Source organism: Allobosea sp. RCC_152_1, assembly GCF_041360765.1.
In the GTDB taxonomy this organism is placed as follows: Bacteria; Pseudomonadota; Alphaproteobacteria; order Rhizobiales; family Beijerinckiaceae; genus Allobosea; species Allobosea spartocytisi.
On sequence record NZ_JBFUPU010000003.1, the window covers coordinates 148727 to 166650 of the forward strand.

Annotated in this window: 14 protein-coding genes; 8 read left to right on the forward strand and 6 right to left on the reverse strand. The window is 68.4% G+C overall.

Annotated elements, in window-relative coordinates; genetic code table 11:
- Positions 1 to 124: 124 nt before the first annotated feature.
- Entirely contained in the window at positions 125 to 1270 is a 1146-nt protein-coding gene (argE, locus tag AB6806_RS12545; RefSeq protein ID WP_370954825.1) for an acetylornithine deacetylase, read from the reverse strand.
- 314 nt (positions 1271 to 1584) lie between these two features.
- On the opposite strand from argE, the gene AB6806_RS12550 reads away from it, so the two are divergent.
- Positions 1585 to 2553, forward strand: coding sequence for a threonine ammonia-lyase (locus AB6806_RS12550; protein ID WP_370954690.1), 969 nt, complete (start codon positions 1585 to 1587; stop codon positions 2551 to 2553).
- Positions 2554 to 2586: 33 nt separating this feature from the next.
- Complete coding sequence (locus AB6806_RS12555) at positions 2587 to 3108, forward strand: GNAT family N-acetyltransferase (protein WP_370954691.1); 522 nt, start codon at positions 2587 to 2589, stop codon at positions 3106 to 3108.
- A 7-nt stretch (positions 3109 to 3115) separates the two neighbouring features.
- Here AB6806_RS12555 and AB6806_RS12560 read toward each other — a convergent pair whose 3' ends face one another.
- On the reverse strand, positions 3116 to 3427 hold the full coding sequence (locus tag AB6806_RS12560) for a peptidoglycan L,D-endopeptidase MepK (protein WP_370954692.1): 312 nt from the start codon (positions 3425 to 3427) through the stop codon (positions 3116 to 3118).
- Between the two features lie 451 nt (positions 3428 to 3878).
- Here AB6806_RS12560 and AB6806_RS12565 point away from each other — a divergent pair, with 451 nt between their 5' ends.
- Together AB6806_RS12565 and AB6806_RS12570 are read left to right on the forward strand one after the other, a co-directional pair.
- Positions 3879 to 5051: a M20 aminoacylase family protein gene (locus AB6806_RS12565; RefSeq protein WP_142020065.1), complete on the forward strand. Its 1173-nt coding sequence runs from the start codon at positions 3879 to 3881 to the stop codon at positions 5049 to 5051.
- An 81-nt stretch (positions 5052 to 5132) separates the two neighbouring features.
- Positions 5133 to 6236: an NAD(P)/FAD-dependent oxidoreductase gene (locus AB6806_RS12570; protein ID WP_142020062.1), complete on the forward strand. Its 1104-nt coding sequence runs from the start codon at positions 5133 to 5135 to the stop codon at positions 6234 to 6236.
- A gap of 151 nt (positions 6237 to 6387) precedes the next feature.
- On the opposite strand, the gene eda is transcribed toward AB6806_RS12570, so the two are convergent.
- From eda to zwf, 3 genes are read right to left on the reverse strand one after another with little or no spacing between them, the layout of a single operon-like run.
- Positions 6388 to 7032: a bifunctional 4-hydroxy-2-oxoglutarate aldolase/2-dehydro-3-deoxy-phosphogluconate aldolase gene (eda, locus tag AB6806_RS12575; protein ID WP_142020060.1), complete on the reverse strand. Its 645-nt coding sequence runs from the start codon at positions 7030 to 7032 to the stop codon at positions 6388 to 6390.
- Between the two features lie 40 nt (positions 7033 to 7072).
- Entirely contained in the window at positions 7073 to 7759 is a 687-nt protein-coding gene (gene pgl / locus AB6806_RS12580; protein WP_370954693.1) for a 6-phosphogluconolactonase, read from the reverse strand.
- Positions 7759 to 9261, reverse strand: coding sequence for a glucose-6-phosphate dehydrogenase (zwf, locus tag AB6806_RS12585; RefSeq protein ID WP_370954694.1), 1503 nt, complete (start codon positions 9259 to 9261; stop codon positions 7759 to 7761). The genes pgl and zwf overlap by 1 nt, the downstream gene beginning before the upstream one ends.
- A gap of 259 nt (positions 9262 to 9520) precedes the next feature.
- Here zwf and AB6806_RS12590 point away from each other — a divergent pair, with 259 nt between their 5' ends.
- From AB6806_RS12590 to AB6806_RS12600, 3 genes are all read left to right on the forward strand, one after another.
- Positions 9521 to 12919: a transglutaminase family protein gene (locus AB6806_RS12590; RefSeq protein WP_038360803.1), complete on the forward strand. Its 3399-nt coding sequence runs from the start codon at positions 9521 to 9523 to the stop codon at positions 12917 to 12919.
- A 76-nt stretch (positions 12920 to 12995) separates the two neighbouring features.
- Positions 12996 to 15509, forward strand: a complete 2514-nt coding sequence (locus tag AB6806_RS12595) for a circularly permuted type 2 ATP-grasp protein (protein WP_191124461.1) — start codon at positions 12996 to 12998, stop codon at positions 15507 to 15509.
- Positions 15506 to 16384: a transglutaminase family protein gene (locus tag AB6806_RS12600; protein ID WP_370954695.1), complete on the forward strand. Its 879-nt coding sequence runs from the start codon at positions 15506 to 15508 to the stop codon at positions 16382 to 16384. The genes AB6806_RS12595 and AB6806_RS12600 overlap by 4 nt, the downstream gene beginning before the upstream one ends.
- Before the next feature lie 7 nt (positions 16385 to 16391).
- Here AB6806_RS12600 and AB6806_RS12605 read toward each other — a convergent pair whose 3' ends face one another.
- Complete coding sequence (locus AB6806_RS12605; RefSeq protein ID WP_370954696.1) at positions 16392 to 16760, reverse strand: winged helix-turn-helix transcriptional regulator; 369 nt, start codon at positions 16758 to 16760, stop codon at positions 16392 to 16394.
- Between the two features lie 99 nt (positions 16761 to 16859).
- Here AB6806_RS12605 and AB6806_RS12610 point away from each other — a divergent pair, with 99 nt between their 5' ends.
- Positions 16860 to 17873 carry a zinc-binding alcohol dehydrogenase family protein gene (locus AB6806_RS12610; protein WP_370954697.1) on the forward strand — a complete coding sequence of 338 codons (1014 nt, stop codon included), beginning with the start codon at positions 16860 to 16862 and terminating at the stop codon, positions 17871 to 17873.
- Positions 17874 to 17924 lie beyond the last annotated feature (51 nt).

Sequence of the window (17924 nt, forward strand, 5' to 3'; positions counted from 1 at the left end):
ACCCTCATCCCGCCGCGCCCGGCATCCTGCGGCGAGGCCTCTTCTTGGCGATCCGGGCATCGGCACACGCCGACTGCCCGAAAACCGCTTGCTCGCGAGCCGCCTCCTGCGGCCCACCCGATCCTCAGCGCGACAGATCCGCGATCAAGCCCCGGACGAAGCGCTCCCCCGCCTCGAGCTGCTCCACCGCGATGAACTCGTCCGGCTGATGCGCCTGCGCGATATCGCCCGGACCGCACACCACCGTCGACCAGCCGGCGCCCTGGAAGAGCCCGCCCTCCGTACCATAGGCGACGACATGCCGGCCATTGTCACCGGTCAGGCGCCGGCAGAGTGCCTCTGCCGCCCCATCCGTCTCCGGCCCCATGGCCGGCGTGCTGGAGGTGATCTCGAGAGCGATGCCGGTCTCCGGAGCCACCGCCTTCATCCCGGCCTCGACCTCGGCGAGCTTTGCCCTGTAGCGCTCGGCATAGGCCTCCTGCAATTCGCCGGGAATGCAGCGCACCTCATGGGCGAACGTGCAATGCTCAGCGGCGATGTTGACCGCCGTCCCGCCCTGCACGACGCCGACATGCAGCGTCGAATAGGGCGGCTCGAAGCCGTTTCCGGCCGGGGTGCGCGCCTTGTTCTCGGCCATCGTGGTGTTGTGCCAATGGATCAGCTCGCCCGCCACCATCACCGCCGAGACGCCGACATCGATGCGGCTGGAATGCACCGCATGGCCGCGAATCGTCGTGCGCATGCGCAGGCCGCCCTTGTGGCCGGTCACGACCTTCATCATCGAAGGCTCGCCGACGATCACGGCCGAGGGCTTCAGCCCCTCCTGCTGCATCGACGCGATCATGACGCGCGCGCCGAGGCAGCCGACCTCCTCGTCATAGGACAGCGCGATGTGGATCGGCCGCTCGAGCGGCGCGGCCAGCATCTCCGGCACCAGGGCCAGCGCGAGCGCGTCGAACCCCTTCATGTCGCAGGCGCCCCGGCCATAGAGCCTGCCGTCGCGCTCGGTCAGCGTCCAGGGATCTGAGGTCCAGTCCTGCCCTGCGACCGGCACGACATCGGTGTGGCCGGAGAGAACGACACCGCCCTCGCGCCTGGGGCCGATGGTCGCGTAGAGATTGGCCTTCTGCCCGTCCGGGCTCGGCGCGAGCCGGCTCTCGACGCCGAGCGAGGCGAGGTAGTCCCGGCAGAAATGGATCAGGTCGAGATTGCTGCGTTGCGATTCCGTGTTGAACGAAACCAGCTTCGCCAGCATCTCTTTCGGCGTCATCGTCACGAAGGCTTCTCCCAAAATCCCGCCAGACGCAGGTTCCATGCCGACAGGCTAAAGCGGTTTTCGATCCGAGTGAAACCCGAACCCGCCATTGCGAGGAGCGAAGCCACGACGCAACGCAGGAGCGGTGGCGTTCGACGCCCTGGATGGCTTCGCTACATCCGCAATGACGATTCAGCCGGGTCGAAAATCGCTCCCGAGCTCACTGTGATTCCGGACAAGCCGCGGCACTGACCATGCTTGACGCAGGATGCCGCGACGGGCTCTCGTGTCGCCCTGACCCGACGAAGCAGCACAGGATTGCCGCCATCATGGATTTCGATGTCACCCTCGCCGATGTGCAGGCGGCCGCGACGCGCATCGCCGGCAAGGTGCGCCGCACGCCGACCTATCACAGCGCCGGGCTTTCGGCCCGGCTCGGCGTCGAGACCTGGGTGAAGGTGGAGAGCCTGCAGCTCGGCGGCTCCTTCAAGGTGCGTGGCTGCTACAACCGGTTGATGGGGTTGAGCGAGGCGGAGCTGAAGCGCGGGGTCGTCACCGTCTCGGGCGGCAACCATGCCATCGCGGTTTCGCTGGTCGCCCATGCCATGGGTGCGCGTGCGCTCGTCCTGATGCCGAAGGCGACGCCGGAGCTCAACATCGCGCTGACGCGGCAGGCCGGAGGCGAGGTCGAGCTCTGCGAGGATTCGGTCGCAGCCTTCGCCAAGGCCGAGGACTACGCCGCGCAGGGCATGGTCCATGTCCATTCCTATGACGATCCGGCCATCATCGCCGGGCACGGCACGCTCGGCCTCGAACTCGCCAGCGACGCCGGCGGCCGGCTCGACCATGTCTTCATCTCGGTCGGTGGCGGCGGCTTCTCGGCCGGTGTCGGCGCGGCACTGAAAGGCCTCGACCCGGCCGTCAGGCTGCACGGCGTCGAGACCGAGGGCGCGACGACGATGACCCAGGCGCTGGAAGCCGGCAAACCGGTGCCTATCCGCCCGACCTCGATCGCACGCACGCTCGGCGCGCCCTTCGCGACCGAGCGGACCATGGCCGCCGCCCGGCAGTTTCTGGAGGAGATCGTGCTGGTGCCGGATGCGGAAGCCGTGCGCGAGCTCGTCTGGGTGCTCCAGAACGGGCGCGTGCTGCTGGAACCGGCGGCCGCCTGCGTGGTCGCCGCGGCACTGGCCCGCAAGGACAGCTTCAGGCCGGGGGAACGCATCTGCCTCGTGCTCTGCGGCTCCAACGTCGCGCTGGAGGACATCGCCCGCTGGCGGACGGAATTCGGGGTCTAGCCTGCGAGGCGGCGCGGCTCTAGAAGCCGCCCCATGAGCCAGTCCCCTGTTCCGACATTGCAGACGCTGCGCCTCACGCTGCGCCCCATGACCGAGGCGGATTTTCCTGCCTATGCGGCGTTTCTGGCGTCGCCCCGCTCCAGGTGGATGGGCGGCCCGCTGACGACGCGAGAGGCCTGGGGCATGTTCTGCCACGACATCGCCTGCTGGCCGCTGTTCGGGCATGGCGCGCTGATGATCGCGCTGAGCGCGAACGGGGCCTGTATCGGGCAGGTCGGCATCAATGCCGGCCCGCTCTTCCCCGAGAAGGAGCTCGGCTGGCTGCTCTATGACGGCCATGAAGGGCAGGGCTATGCCACGGAGGCCGCGCGCGCCATGCTGGACTGGGCGGCACGAACCCTCCAGCTCTCAAGCCTCGTGAGCTATGTCGAGCCCGGCAACGCCGCCTCGATCGCCGTTGCCGAACGGCTCGGGGCGGTCCGCGATGCGCGCGCCGAAAGGCCCGACCCGGAGGATCTGGTCTATCGGCACGCGCTGAGCGCTCTATCCGGCTGAACGCCGATCAGCCGCCGTTGCGGGCGAGCCTCGCATAGGGACCGCGCTTGGCGGCGGAGGCATAGCGGCTGCGCTTGTGACCGTACCAGGACGCCTCGCGCTGGCCGACATCGGCGTGGACGAGACCATTCGAATACGTGCCGACGCCACCGACGCTTGCCAGCGAACGGGCGGCGGCGGCCGCCTTGCGCGACGAGACCGCCAGCGGACGGAAGTCGATGGCGCGGCCGAGATAATGCTGGGAATGCCGGGCGTGGCGTCCGCCGCAGGTCGAGGTGATCTGGATGGGGCCGATCTTGTCGACGAGCGCCGTGATCATGGACCGGGTTTCCGGCTTCAGGCAGCCCAGGCCTTTGACCTGCGGCTGGAAGGATATTTTCTGGATCGGCTCATCAGCCAGAGCGACAGCAGGCAAGAACGCGGACACGCACGCAAGCAACATCAATCGACGCATAATCAACCAAACATGAAGGGGGATGTGAGCCAATTCAGATCGGCAAATGCAAACGATCTGAGCGGAGATGATGGCTCACTATTGCCTGTAAAAGGCGAAATCATGGCTGGTGTGATTTTCTTCTATTGATCGTTTCATTCGCAATCGATGAACGGCTCCTCGGACCACAAGGGCACCCCTTCCAGCCGGCCGCTGCCATGCCATCCGTGCCCACCGCCTGCGCGCCGGCCGGCTTGGACAGGCACCGGGCGACTGGTCTAGCTTGCGCACGGCACCCGCTTTCTGCGTGGTTGCTCAATTCATCTCAGAGGATACGATGCCCAAGACCGACATCATCGCGACGCTGACCCCCGAAATCACCGCGATCCGCCGCGACATCCATCGCCATCCCGAGCTGATGTACGACGTTCACAGGACCGCCGGTCTCGTCGCCGACAAGCTGAAGGAATGGGGCGTCGACGAGGTCGTGACCGGCATCGGCCAGACCGGCGTCGTCGGCGTGATCAAGGGCAAGGGCCAGGGCTCGGGCAAGGTCATCGCCATGCGCGCCGACATGGATGCGCTGCCGATCCATGAGGAGACCAATCTCGAGCACCGCTCGACCGTGCCGGGCAAGATGCACGCCTGCGGCCATGACGGCCACACCGCGATGCTGCTCGGCGCCGCCAAATACCTGACGCAGACCCGCGATTTCGACGGGACCGCCGTACTGATCTTCCAGCCGGCCGAGGAAGGTGGCGCCGGCGCCAAGGCGATGATCGACGACGGGTTGATCACTCGTTTCGGCATTCAGGAAGTCTACGGCATGCACAACAAGCCGGGCGTCCCGGTCGGCAAGTTCGAGATCACCAAGGGCCCGGCCATGGCCGCGGCCGACCGCATCCACATCAAGATCGAGGGCCTGGGCGGGCATGCGGCCGCGCCGCATCGGGTCAACGACCCGATCGTCGCTTCCTGCGCCCTGGTCAGCGCGCTGCAGACCGTCGCCTCGCGCAATGCCGACCCGCTCGAGTCGATCGTCGTCTCGGTGACCGCACTCAATGCCGGCGAGGCCTTCAACGTCATCCCGCAGACGGCGGAGATCAAGGGCTCGGTGCGGACGCTGACGCCGCAGACCCGCGAGCTCGCGCAGAAGCGCATCACCGAGATCGTCGACGGCGTGATGAAGGCCTTCGGCATGAAATACGATCTCGAATACCATCTCGGCTATCCCGTCACCTTCAACCATCACGGCCAGACCGACTTCGTGACCAGCGTGACCAAGGAAGCCTTCGGCTCCGACGCGATCACCACCGACGTCCCGCCGACGATGGGCTCGGAAGACTTCTCCTTCATGCTGGAGGAACGGCCGGGCGCCTTCATCAATATCGGCAACGGGGACTCGGCCGGGCTGCATCACCCCGCCTACGAATTCAACGACAAGGCGATCCCGGTCGGCGTGAACTACTGGGCGAGCCTGATCGAAATCTCGATGCCGCAGCGCAGCTGAGCGCAGCGAAGTCGGCTTTCGCCGATTTCGGCACCCAAAACTGCCCATCTCGGACGCGCCGAGATGGGCCGGAGAAGCGGTATGAGCGATATCGATTGCCTGGTTGTCGGGGCCGGCGTCGTCGGCCTCGCGGTGGCCCGCGAGCTTGCGCTCGGCGGTCGCGAGGTCGTCATCGCCGAGGCGGCCGAGGGCATCGGCACCCAGACCTCGGCGCGCAATTCCGAGGTCATCCATGCCGGGATCTATTATCCGCCCGGCTCGCTGAAGGCCCGCGTCTGCGTGGAAGGCCGCAAGAAGCTCTACGCCTATCTCGAAGGGCGCGGCCTGCCGCACAAGGCCTGCGGCAAGCTGATCGTCGCGACCTCCGAAAGCCAGAAGCCGGCGCTGGAGACGATCATGGCGCGCGCGAAAGCCTCAGGCGTCGACACGCTGCGCTGGCTCAGCGGTGCTGAGGCGAAGGCGCTGGAGCCGGAGGTGCGTTGCGAGATCGCCCTGCTCTCGCCGGAGACCGGCGTCGTCGACAGCCATGCGCTGATGCTGTCACTGCTCGGCGAATGCGAGGCGGCCGGCGGTTCGCTCGCGCTCAACACGCCGATCACGGGGTGGCGGCGCGAGGCGAGCGGCTTCAGCGTCGATTTCGGCGGGGCGGAGCCTGCGACCTATACGGTGCGAACCGTGATCAACTCGGCCGGCCACGGCGCGCCGAAGCTCATCGGCATGCTCGCGGGCTTTCCGGCCGAGCATGTGCCGGTGCAGCACTATGCCAAGGGCAACTACTTCGCCCTGACCGGCAAGCAGCCCTTCACGCATCTGGTCTATCCGGTGCCGGAAGCAGCGGGCCTGGGCATCCACGCCACCATCGACATGGGCGGACGGGTGAAGTTCGGCCCCGATGTCGAATGGGTCGAAAGCGACCAGGACCTGGTCGTCGATCCCGGTCGCGGAGATAAGTTCTACACCGCGATCCGAACCTATTGGCCGGCACTGCCGGCCGGGGCGCTGGTTGCCGATTATGCCGGCATCCGGCCCAAGCTCCACGGACCGACCGAGCCGATGCCGGATTTCCGCATCGACGGGCCGGAGGTGCATGGCGTAGCGGAGCTGGTCAATCTGCTCGGCATCGAGAGCCCGGGGCTGACGAGCTCTCTCGCGATTGCGGAGATCGTGCGGGAGAAGCTGCGGTAACCTCGTCCCCCGCGTCCTTCTCCCCTCGGGGGAGCAGGTGGCAGCGCGAAGCGCTGACGGATGAGGGAATGCAGGCGCCGAACCGCCCTCATCCGCCTGCCGGCTCCTTCTCCCCCAAGGGGAGAAGGGCGCAGGGGAACGCGGGCGCGCCCTACCCCCTGAACTTGAGGAACGCTTCCTTCGCCTCGCGCGCCAGCGTCTCGATCCGCTTCCAGTCCCCCGCAGCGATGGCATCGGCCGGGACGAGCCAGGAGCCGCCGACGCAGATGACCTGCGGCAAGGCCAGATAATCGCCGAGGTTCTTCAGGCCGACACCACCGGTGGGGCAGAAGCTCATCTGCGGGAAGGGGCCGGAGAGAGCCTTGAGCGCCGGCGGGCCGCCGGCCTGCTCGGCCGGGAAGAATTTCGCGGTGGTGCGGCCGGCCGCGACGGCGCGCATGCAGTCGGAGGCCGTGGCGACGCCCGGCAGCCAGGGCAAACCAGCCTTGCGCAGGGCCTCGTCGACGCTCTCGCTGAAGCCGGGGCTGACGACGGCCTGCGCGCCGGCATCCTTCACCTGCGAAACCTGGGCGGGGGTCACGACCGTGCCGGCGACGGCAAGCGCCTTCGGCACCGATCTGGCGATGGCGGCGAGCGCCTCGATCGCGGCGGGACGGCGCAGCGTGACCTCGACGACATCGATGCCGCCGGCGACCAGCGCATGGGCGAGATCGACGGCGCGCCCCGCATCCTCGATCACGACGACGGGGATGACCCCGCAGCTCTTCAGCCGGGCAATCGCGGCAGCTTCGTCCATGGTCTCATCTTTCAATCGATTTGGAGGCGGCGGAAGGGCTCTACTCCTTCGCCCAATAGACGTCGAGCCCTTGCGGGCGGCCGAGCAGCATGTCCACCGGCAGCGGCGCGGCGCGGGTTCCGGCATCCTTCAGCACCGCCTCCTTGGCGGCGCCGGAGACGAGCAGGCTCACCCAGCCGGCCTCGATCAGGCGCTTGGGCGAGAGCGAGAGCCGCGGCGGCAGGCCGGGCGGCCGCGCCACGACGATGCCGCTGTCAGGCACGGCGTTGAAGATCGCCTCCCCGCCCGGAAAGAGCGAGGCGATGTGGCCGTCCGGCCCCATGCCGCTGACGACGAGATCGAGCGGCGGCAATTCGGCGAGCTCGGCGCAGAGCAACGCCGCGGCAGCCTCGATGTCGCTGCCATGGCCGTGAAAGGACAGGAAGCGGACACGGCCCTGCGTGAGCGGAGCGAATTGCTCGCGCAGCATCCGTTCGTTGGAAGCCGCGTCGTCAGCCGCGACGAAGCGCTCGTCGGTCGGCAGCAGCGTGACCTTCTCCCAGGGCAGATCCTGCCGGCCGAGCGCCGCGAGAAAGCGCGCCGGCGTGGTGCCGCCGGGCACGACCAGCGAGGCATGCTCCTTCCCGGCGAGCAATTCCTTCAGCCGGATCGCGACCGCCTCCGCCAGCGCCTCGGAGGCGTCGGCCAAGGCGGCGAAGCGATGCCAGGCGACGGGCCCCGCCGCCATCAGACGAGATCCGGATCGGCCCAGGAACGGCCATCGCGCTCGATCAGCCCGATCGCCTGCGACGGCCCCCAGGAGCCGGCGGCATAGCGATGTGGATGCGGGCTGTAGTCCTGCCAGCCGGCGATGATCGGATCGACCCAGCTCCAGGCCTGCTCGACCTCGTCGCGATGCATGAACAAGGTCTGGTCGCCGCGGATGACATCGGTCAGCAGGCGCTCATAGGCGTCGGGCGTGCGCTCGTCGAAGGCGGTGGAGTAGCGCAGGTCGAGCTGGCGCGGCACGATCTTGAGCCGACCGGAACCCGGCACCTTCATCATCAGCTGGAGCTGGACGCCGTCATTCGGCTGCAGGCGGATGAACAGGCGGTTGGCGTCGAGCCGGTCGCAGGTGCCGTTGCCGAAGATCGAATGCGGTACCGGCTTGAAGGTGACGGCGATCTCGGAATAGCGCTGCGCCATGCGCTTGCCCGTGCGCAGATAGATCGGCACGCCGGCCCAGCGCCAGTTATCGACCTCGCAGCGGATGGCGACGAAGGTCTCGGTGTTGGAGGCGTGGCCGAGCTCCTCGGCATAGCCCCTGACACGCTGGCCGTCGATCTGGCCCGGCCCGTACTGGCCACGCACCGTGAAGCGCTGGACATCGGGGCCGACGATGGGCCTGAGCGCCTTCAGCACCTTGATCTTCTCGTCGCGGACCGCGCCGGCCTCGAGCATGTTCGGCGGCTCGATGGCGAAGAGGGTGAGGAGCTGCATGAGATGGTTCTGCACCATGTCGCGCATATGCCCGGCCTTGTCGTAATAGCCGGCGCGGCTTTCGAGACCGACGGTCTCGGCCACGGTGATCTGGACATGGTCGATGTCGCGGCTCGACCATGACCGCTCGAACAGGGTGTTGGCAAAGCGCAGGACGAGCAGGTTCTGCACCGTCTCCTTGCCGAGATAATGGTCGATCCGGTAGGTCCGGCTTTCCGGCAGGATGCGCGCGACGGCGTCGTTGATCTGGCGGGCCGAGGCGAGGTCGCGGCCGAGCGGCTTCTCCAGGATGACGCGCGAGGTCGGCGTCAGGATATGGGCCTTGGCGAGGTTCTCGCAGATCGGGATGAAGAGGTCCGGCGGCGTCGAGAGATAGAAGGAGCGCACGCGCTCGCTGTCGCCCAGCGTGGTCTTCAGCGCCTTGTAGGTCTCCGGCTTCAGCGCATCGAGCAGCACCATGGTGAGCCTGCGCAGGAAGGTCGCGACCTGATCCTTCGGAAGGCCTTCCTCATGGAGCCGCTGGGCGATCTGCTTGGGCAGGCCCTCGACGTCCTCCTCCTTGCGGACGACGGCGAGGATGCGGCTGTCCTCCGGCAGCACGCCTTCGCGGTTGCGCTGGGCCAGCGCCGGAAAGAGCTTGCGCAGCGCCAGATCGCCGCCGGCACCGAAGATCACCAGATCGAAGGGCGGAACCGGCGTGCGCTCGGGAATGGTCTCGGGGCGAAGCCCCTGATCGGCAATGGCGTCCATGACACTCGAAACTCCGTACGGCTCACCAGATTCGATTAGCCGATCGCTGCGACCAGAGTGAGACGGTTCGGAGCGCTTGCAAAGGGGAAACAGCGGGCAGCGGCCATGCCATGCCGCCGGCCTGCAACAGCCCAAGCCTTGGGCAACCGCTCGCCGCCCTGCCGTTTCCACGGGCAGGATGGCGCTTTGCGCTGGGGACAAGCGCCGTTAACCTGAATCTGCGGCGGTCTGTCCGCGGACGACTAGCAGGTGCCGAGCCTTGGCCATCATCGCCGCGCTGAACCACGTCACCCATTACAGCTATGATCGCCCGGTCACGCTCGGGCCGCAGATCATCCGGCTGAGACCGGCGCCGCATTGCCGGGCGGCGATCAAGAGCTATTCGCTCAAGGTGACGCCGGCGCAGCATTTCGTGAACTGGCAGCAGGACCCGGCCGGCAACTGGCTGGCGCGTTTCGTCTTTCCGGAGCCGGTCAGCGAATTTCGCATCGAGGTCGACGTCGTCACCGAGCTTTCGGTGATCAATCCCTTCGACTTCTTCGTCGAGGCCGAGGCCGAGACTTTTCCGTTCTCCTATGCGCCGGAGCTGCGCGACGAGCTCGCGCCCTATCTGGCGACGGAGCCCGCCGGCCCGCTTCTGGAAGCTTTCCTTGCCGCGCTGCCGAGGGAGCCTACCAACACCGTCAATTTCGTCGTCGATCTCAATGCGCGGCTGCAGGGGATGATCACCTACGGCATCCGCATGGAGCCGGGCGTGCAGGAGCCCGAGCATACGCTGTCGATCGGCTCCGGCTCCTGCCGCGACACGAGCTGGCTCTTGGTCCAGGCATTGCGGCATCTCGGCCTCGCAGCGCGCTTCGTCTCCGGCTACCTGATCCAGATGAAGGCCGATATCGACCCGCTGGAAGGGCCGCGCGGCACCGACAAGGACTTCACCGACCTGCATGCCTGGGCCGAGGTCTATATTCCCGGCGCGGGCTGGATCGGGCTCGACCCGACCTCGGGCCTGCTCACCGGCGAGGGCCATCTGCCGCTGGCGGCGACCGCGCATTACCGCTCGGCCGCGCCGGTCTCCGGCGTGGCGAGCTATGCCGAGACCACCTTCGACTTCCAGATGAGCGTGGCGCGGGTGCACGAGGTGCCGCGCATCACCCTGCCCTTCTCCGACGAATCCTGGCAGGCGCTCGATGCTCTCGGCGAGACCGTCGAGGCCGATCTCAAGGCGCAGGATGTGCGGCTCACCATGGGCGGCGAGCCGACCTTCGTCTCGATCGACGACCAGACCGGGGCGGAATGGAACATCGCCGCAGTCGGGCCGACCAAGCGCGAGCGCGCCGATGTCTTGATCCGCCGCTTGCGCGAACGCTTCGCGCCGGGCGGGATGCTGCATTACGGACAGGGCAAATGGTATCCGGGCGAGAGCCTGCCGCGCTGGGCCTTCGCGCTCTACTGGCGCCGGGACGGCGAGCCGATCTGGCGCAATGCCGAGCTGATCGCCCGCGAGCCCGGTGCCAAGACCGGCGGCGATCGCGAGCTGGAGGCGGGCGCGACGATCCAGGACGCGGAGTCGCTGGCGCGCGGATTGTCCGAAAAGCTCGGCCTCGGAGCCGATTACGTCCTCCCCGCCTATGAGGATACCGGCCACTGGCTGCTCAAGGAGGCGCAGCTTCCCGACAATGTCGACCCGCTCGATTCCCGCCTCGCCGACCCGGAGGAGCGGGCGCGGATGGCGCAGGTTTTCCAGCTCGGCCTCGGCCATCCCCGCGGCTTCGTCATCCCGGTTCAGCGCTGGCAGGCGGCGGCGAATGACCGGCGCTGGCGCTCGGAGAAATGGCGGCTGCGGCGCGGCAAGCTCTTTCTCGTGCCCGGCGATTCGCCGGTCGGCTACCGGCTGCCGCTCGGTTCCCTGCCCGACATCCCCAAGGCCGAATATCCGCATATCCATCCGCAGGACCCGATGGAGCCGCGCGGTCCGCTGCCGCCGGCGGGCAGCTCGCAGGCCGCTCCGGCGCCCGGCGCCGGAACTCCGCCATCGCCGGCGGCTCCGACCAGCTTCGGCGCACCTCCCCCGCAATTGGCGGTTTCTGCCGATCCAGGCGGCACGAGCACGGCCCAGCAGCGTACCGAGCAGGAGATCGGCGGCGAGCATGTGCGCACCGCGCTCAGCCTCGAGATCCGCGACAATGTGCTCTGCGTCTTCCTGCCGCCGGTCGAGCGGCTGGAAGATTATCTCGACCTCGTCGCCTCGGTGGAGGCCACGGCCGAGGAAACCGGCCTGCCCGTGCATATCGAGGGCTATGCCCCGCCCTCCGATCCGCGCCTCGACGTCATCAAGGTCACGCCCGATCCCGGCGTGATCGAGGTCAACATCCATCCGGCGACGGACTGGCGCGAGGCGGTGGCGATCACGCAGGGCGTCTATGAGGAGGCGCGGCTGTCGCGGCTCTGCGCCGAGAAGTTCATGGTCGACGGGCGCCATACCGGAACCGGCGGCGGCAACCATGTCGTGCTCGGCGGCGTGACGCCGGCCGATTCACCCTTCCTGCGCCGGCCGGACCTGCTCAAGAGCATCGTGCTCTACTGGAACAGGCACCCGTCCCTCTCCTATCTGTTCTCCGGCCTGTTCATCGGCCCGACCAGCCAGGCCCCGCGCATCGACGAAGCCCGGCAGGACCAGCTCTACGAGCTGGAGATCGCCATGGCGCAGGTGCCGAAGCCCGGCGAGGCGCCGATCCCGCTCTGGCTGGTCGACCGCTTGTTCCGCAACCTTCTGGTCGACGTCTCCGGCAACACGCACCGCACCGAGATCTGCATCGACAAGCTCTATTCGCCGGACGGGCCGACCGGGCGGCTCGGCCTGCTGGAGTTTCGCGGCTTCGAGATGCCGCCGGATTCGCGGATGTCGCTGGCACAGCAACTGCTGCTGAGGGCCCTGATCGCCTGGTTCTGGCGCGAGCCGCAAGGCGGCAAGCTGGTGCGCTGGGGCACCGCGCTGCATGACCGTTTCATGCTGCCGGAGCTGGTCTGGCAGGATTTTCGCGATGTGCTCGCGGATCTCGACCGCGCCGGCTATCCCTTCGATCCCGTCTGGTTCGAGGCGCAGGCCGAGTTCCGCTTCCCGTTCTTCGGCAAGGTCGAGCATGGCGGCGTCGAGATCGAGATCCGGCAGGCGCTCGAGCCCTGGCATGTGCTCGGCGAGGAGGGCGCGGCCGGCGGCACGGTGCGCTATGTCGACTCCTCGGTCGAGCGGCTGCAGGTCAAGGCGAAGGGCTTCGTGCCCGGGCGGCATCTCGTCACCTGCAATGGAAGGCGCCTGCCGATGACGGAGACGGGAACCTCCGGCGAGGCGATCGCGGCGGTGCGGTTCAAGGCGTGGCAGCCGGCCTCCGGCCTGCATCCGGCGCTTCCCGTGAATGCGCCGCTGACCTTCGACATCGTCGACACCTGGGTCGGGCGCTCGCTCGGGGGCTGCGTCTACCATGTCGCCCATCCCGGCGGTCGCAATTACGAGACACCGCCTGTGAATTCCTACGAGGCGGAGGCAAGACGGCTCGCGCGTTTCGAGGCGATCGGTCATAGTCCCGGCACTCTGGCGATTCCGCCTGAGGAACGCAGCGCCGAATTTCCGCTCACGCTGGATCTGAGGCGCCCGCTTTGATTTGCGCGGTTTCTCTTCGTTCGGCTGAGTCCGGCCGAGCGAATGGCGCGCCGGCAGGGGTCTAGAGCTTTTGGCAGTGCAGGGCCGCATCCGGTCTGGACGCACCAAGGCGGAGCGGCGCGCGGCGCTGCTCGCCGGCTATCGCCCCCTGCCCGGCGCCCGTGACGAGTTCGTCGACGCCGAGGGCGCCGTCCGGCCGCATTGGGAACCCTTCCTGCAGGAATGGTGCGCGCTGTCGCAGGATGAGCTGCTGCAACGCTTCGGCCTGGCCGACCGGCATGTCCACGACACCGGCGTCTCCTATCGCGTCCATGGCGACATCGACGAACGCGACCCGAGCGCGGGCGAGCGCCCCTGGCCGCTGAGCCATGTGCCGCTCGTCATCCCCGGCGCGGAATGGCAGACGATCGCCGCCGGCGTGGCGCAGCGGGCGCAACTGCTCTCGACCCTGCTCGACGACATCTACGGGCCGGGCGAGATCGTCGCGAAGGATCTGCTCCCGGCCGCGGTCGTCAGCGGCAGCCCCGATTATCTGCGCCCCCTGCACGGCGCCCCGGGCGGCGGCACGCTGCAGCTCTACGCCGCCGATCTCGGCCGGGGCCCGGACGGGCGCTGGTGGGTTCTGCAGGATCGCGCCCAGGCGCCTTCGGGCACGGGCTATGCGCTGGAAAACCGGCTGGCGCTGACGCGCGCCTTTCCGGACATGTTCCGCAGCATGAACATCGAGCGGCTGGCGGCTTTCTTCCAGAGCTTCCGGGCCGGGCTGGTCGCGCGCTCGAAGCGGATCGAGCCGCGCATCTGCCTGCTGACGCCAGGCCCGCTCAACGAGAGCTATTTCGAACAGGCCTATCTCGCGCGCTATCTCGGCTTCCTCCTGGTGGAGGGCGGCGACCTGCTGATGCGGGAAGGGCGCGTGCATGTGCGCACCATCGCGGGCTTAAAGCGCGCCGATGTGATCTGGCGGCGCATCGACGGCGACTTCGCCGATCCGCTCGAGCTCAACGCGCAATCGGCGCTCGGCGTCGCCGGCCTCGTCGAGGCGGTGCGGGAGGGCAATGTCCATATCGCCAACGGCCTCGGCTCGGGCGTCGTCGAGGCCCGCGCGCTGATGGGCTTCCTGCCGGCAGTGGCCCGCCAGCTCCTCGGCGAGGAGCTGATCCTGCCCAATATCGCGACCTGGTGGTGCGGCCAGCGGCGCGAGCGCGAGGCCGTGCTCGACCGCCTCGACGAGATGAGCATCGCGCCAGCCTTCCGCAGCGCCGGCGGCGGGCTCGACACCGGCCCCGTGCTCGCCGGCGATCTGCCGGCAGCGGAGCGCGAGGCGCTGCGCGCCCGCATCGCCGCACGCGGCATGGACTATGTCGGGCAGGAGATCGTCCGGCTCTCGACCATGCCGGTGTTCCAGAACGGCCGGCTCGAACCGCACCCGATGACGCTGCGCGTCTTCGCCGCCGCGACCCCCGACGGCTGGAAGGTGATGCCCGGCGGCTTCTGCCGGATCTCGGACGAGCCGGATGCGCGCGCCGTCAGCCTGCGCAACGGCGTGCGCTCCAGCGACGTCTGGGTCACGGCCGATGCGCCGGTCGAGCCTCTCACGCTGCTGCCGACGCCGGACCGCATCGCCATCCGCCGCATCACCGGCACCTTGCCGAGCCGCGCGGCGGACAATCTGTTCTGGCTCGGACGTTACCTGGAGCGCTGCGAGGCGACCTTGCGCCTCGTGCGCGCCTTGCTCGGCCGGCTGATCGATTCCGATCCCGCTCCGGGACGCAGCGGGACCGTGCGCCGGCTGGGTGATCTGCTCGTGGCCTGGGGCTCGGCTCAGCGCGGCCGCAGCCAGAGCCCGGCGACGCAAGCCTATTCGGCGCTCTACAGCCTCGACGATTACGGCTCCGCAGCAGCCTCGGTGCGCGAGGCCCGGCGCACCGCCTCCGTGATCCGCGAGCGGCTCTCGGTCGATGCCTGGCGGCTGTTCGGCGATCTGCAGAGCCAGCTCACACCGAAGGAAGGGCGCAAGCCCTCGGAGGGCGAGGCCTACGAGATCGCAGACCGCGCCCTGAAGACGCTCGCGGCCTTCTCCGGTCTCAGCCAGGAGAACATGGTGCGCGGAGCGGGCTGGCGCTTCCTCGATATCGGCCGGCGGCTGGAACGCGGCGTCGGCACCTGCCGCTTCGCCCGGCAATTCGCCGAGAACGACGCCTCGGTCGACTCGCTCGACGCCTTGCTCGACCTGACGGATTCGCAGATCACCTACCGCTCGCGCTATCTGCTCGGCGCAAGCCTCCAGCCCGTGCTCGATCTGGTGATGCTCGATCCCTACAATCCGCGCTCGGTCGCCTTCCAGATCGAGCGGCTCGAGGCCGAGATCGCGGATCTGCCCTCCCTGACGGAGGACGGCATGCTGGAGGCGCCGCGCCGGCTCATCCTGCGGCTCGCCGCCGATTGCCGCACCGCCGAGGCCAGCCGGCTCGACCGCACCAGCATCCTGCTGTTCGAGCAGTTGCTGATGGGGATATCCAGCGCCATCGCCGACCGCTACTTCCTCCAGAACAGCGGCCCCGAAGGGTCGCGACTGACAGGCATCGCGTGATCTACGACGTCCGCCACGTCACCACCTACGGCTACAGCCGGCAGGTGCCCTTCGCGCGCTGCATCATGCGGCTGCTGCCGCGCGACGGCTCCGGCCAGAGCGTGCAGAAGAGCGAGCTCTCGGTCATGCCGCGCCCGGCCGAACGCAACGATGCGGCCTGCTTCTTCGGCAACCGGATGACGACGGTGACGATCACCAAGCCGCATCGCGAGCTGAAGGTCGAGATGCGGGCGCGCCTCTCCGTCGAGCGCTCTGCCCCGCCGCATCCCGGGCTGACGCGCGGCTGGGAGGAGGTCGCAGCGCTGGCGCTCGCCTCCGACAGTCTCGCGCCGGCGTCGCCGACGCATCACATCTATCCCAGCCGGCTGGTGCCCGAGGTCGGCGCCGTCGTCGCCTATGCGCGTACGAGCTTCGGCAAGGGACGGCCGGTGCTGGAAGCCGCGAGCGAATTGATGGCGCGGATCCGACACGACTTCACCTACGACCCCGCCGCAACGGAGGTCTCGACCCCGCTGGCGGACGCTTTCGCCCAGCGCCACGGCGTCTGCCAGGATTTCGCGCATATCATGATCGCCGGGCTCAGGGGCCTGGGCCTGCCCGCGGCCTATGTCAGCGGCTATATCCGCACCATTCCGCCGCCGGGCCAGAAGCGGCTCGAAGGCGCCGATGCCAGCCATGCCTGGGCGCTGCTCTGGTGCGGCCCCGAGACGGGCTGGGTGGGGCTGGACCCGACCAACGACCTGATCGTCGCCGACGACCACATCGTCACAGCCATCGGCCGCGACTATGCCGATGTCGCACCGCTCGACGGGGTGCTGATCGGGCCGGGCTCGCAGAAGATCGGCGTTGCGGTGGACGTGATCCCGGTCGGCTGAAGAGCGCTCAGGCCGCTTCCTCGGACGGGTGAGCCGGCGCCGGCATCCGCGCATGCGCCTCGCCCCAGGCCTTCAACGCCATGATGACCGGCTCGAGCGTGCGGCCCCTGGCCGAGAGGCTGTATTCGACGCGCGGCGGCACTTGCGGATAGACCACGCGGACGATCAGCCCGTCCGCCTCCAGCTCGCGCAACTGATTGGTCAGCATGCGCTGCGTCGCGCCCGGCATGCGGCGGCGGATTTCGTTGAAGCGCAAGGTGCCGGCCGTCAGCAGGTGATAGAGCGCGATGCCCTTCCACTTGCCGCCGATGAAGCCGAGCGCCGCCTCGACGGGGCAGCCCGGCGAACAGTAAGGCTCCTGGAAACGCGGCGGCATGACAGTATCCTTTTCGACACTATGGGCTGAATTTGTGCGTTCTTGCGCTATTTGCAGGTTAAGCTCATCTGGCCTCCATCGCAACGCAGGAGAGACGCCATGCGCGCCGTCGGATACCGCCAGTCACTGCCCATCACCGCGGAAGACAGCCTGATCGACCTCGACCTGCCGAAGCCGGCCGCCGGGGCGCGCGACCTGCTCGTCGCGGTCAAGGCCATCTCGGTCAACCCGGTCGATACCAAGGTGCGGATGCGCAGCCAGCCTGCGGCGGGCGAAAGCGCCGTGCTCGGCTGGGACGCGGCGGGGATCGTCGAGGCGGTCGGCTCCGAGGTCACCGGGTTCAAGCCGGGAGATGCCGTGTTCTATGCCGGCGCGATCAACCGTCCCGGCAGCAACGCCGAATTCCACCTCGTCGACGCGCGCATCGCCGGGCCGAAGCCCGCCTCGCTCGGCTTCGCGGAAGCCGCCGCGCTGCCGCTGACCGCGATCACCGCCTGGGAGATGCTGTTCGACCGGCTGAAGATCCGCGATGCGGTGCCGGGCGCCGCGAACGCGCTTGTGATCGTCGGCGGCGCCGGCGGCGTCGGCTCGATCGCGATCCAGCTCGCGCGCCGGCTGACCGACGTCACGGTGATCGCCACCGCCTCCCGCCCCGAGACGCAAGCCTGGGCCAAGGAGCTCGGCGCCCATCATGTCGTCGACCACACCAAGGCGCTGCCGGAGCAGATCGCCGCGCTCGGCCTCGGCGCGCCGGCCTTCGTCTTCTCGACGACGCATACCGACACCCATCTCGCCGGTATCGTCGAGCTGCTGGCACCACAGGGGCGGCTCGGCCTGATCGATGATCCCAAGACGCTCGACGTCACCCTGCTGAAGCGCAAGAGCCTCTCGCTGCATTGGGAGTTCATGTTCACCCGCCCTGTGTTCCAGACGGCCGATATCGCAGAGCAAGGCAGGCTGCTGGCGGAGGTCTCGCGTCTCGTCGACGCCGGCACGATCCGCACGACGCTCGGCGAGCATTTCGGCGCGATCAACGCGGCCAATCTGAAACGCGCTCACGCGCTGATCGAGAGCAACCGCGCGAAGGGCAAGATCGTGCTGGAAGGCTTCTGACGACGCCCTTATCCGGCGCCCGGCACATCACCTGCGGTTTCCGAAGTCTCG

What these genes read in the sequence shown, in the direction of transcription:
- AB6806_RS12560 (WP_370954692.1), bottom strand. Translation starts at nt 3,427, where the DNA reads ATGATCACGGCGCTCGTCGACAAGATCGGCCCCATCCAGATCACCTCG.
- argE (WP_370954825.1), bottom strand. Translation starts at nt 1,270, where the DNA reads ATGACGCCGAAAGAGATGCTGGCGAAGCTGGTTTCGTTCAACACGGAA.
- zwf (WP_370954694.1), bottom strand. Translation starts at nt 9,261, where the DNA reads ATGGACGCCATTGCCGATCAGGGGCTTCGCCCCGAGACCATTCCCGAG.
- AB6806_RS12565 (WP_142020065.1), top strand. Translation starts at nt 3,879, where the DNA reads ATGCCCAAGACCGACATCATCGCGACGCTGACCCCCGAAATCACCGCG.
- AB6806_RS12605 (WP_370954696.1), bottom strand. Translation starts at nt 16,760, where the DNA reads ATGCCGCCGCGTTTCCAGGAGCCTTACTGTTCGCCGGGCTGCCCCGTC.
- AB6806_RS12550 (WP_370954690.1), top strand. Translation starts at nt 1,585, where the DNA reads ATGGATTTCGATGTCACCCTCGCCGATGTGCAGGCGGCCGCGACGCGC.
- pgl (WP_370954693.1), bottom strand. Translation starts at nt 7,759, where the DNA reads ATGGCGGCGGGGCCCGTCGCCTGGCATCGCTTCGCCGCCTTGGCCGAC.
- AB6806_RS12555 (WP_370954691.1), top strand. Translation starts at nt 2,587, where the DNA reads ATGAGCCAGTCCCCTGTTCCGACATTGCAGACGCTGCGCCTCACGCTG.
- AB6806_RS12610 (WP_370954697.1), top strand. Translation starts at nt 16,860, where the DNA reads ATGCGCGCCGTCGGATACCGCCAGTCACTGCCCATCACCGCGGAAGAC.
- AB6806_RS12570 (WP_142020062.1), top strand. Translation starts at nt 5,133, where the DNA reads ATGAGCGATATCGATTGCCTGGTTGTCGGGGCCGGCGTCGTCGGCCTC.
- eda (WP_142020060.1), bottom strand. Translation starts at nt 7,032, where the DNA reads ATGGACGAAGCTGCCGCGATTGCCCGGCTGAAGAGCTGCGGGGTCATC.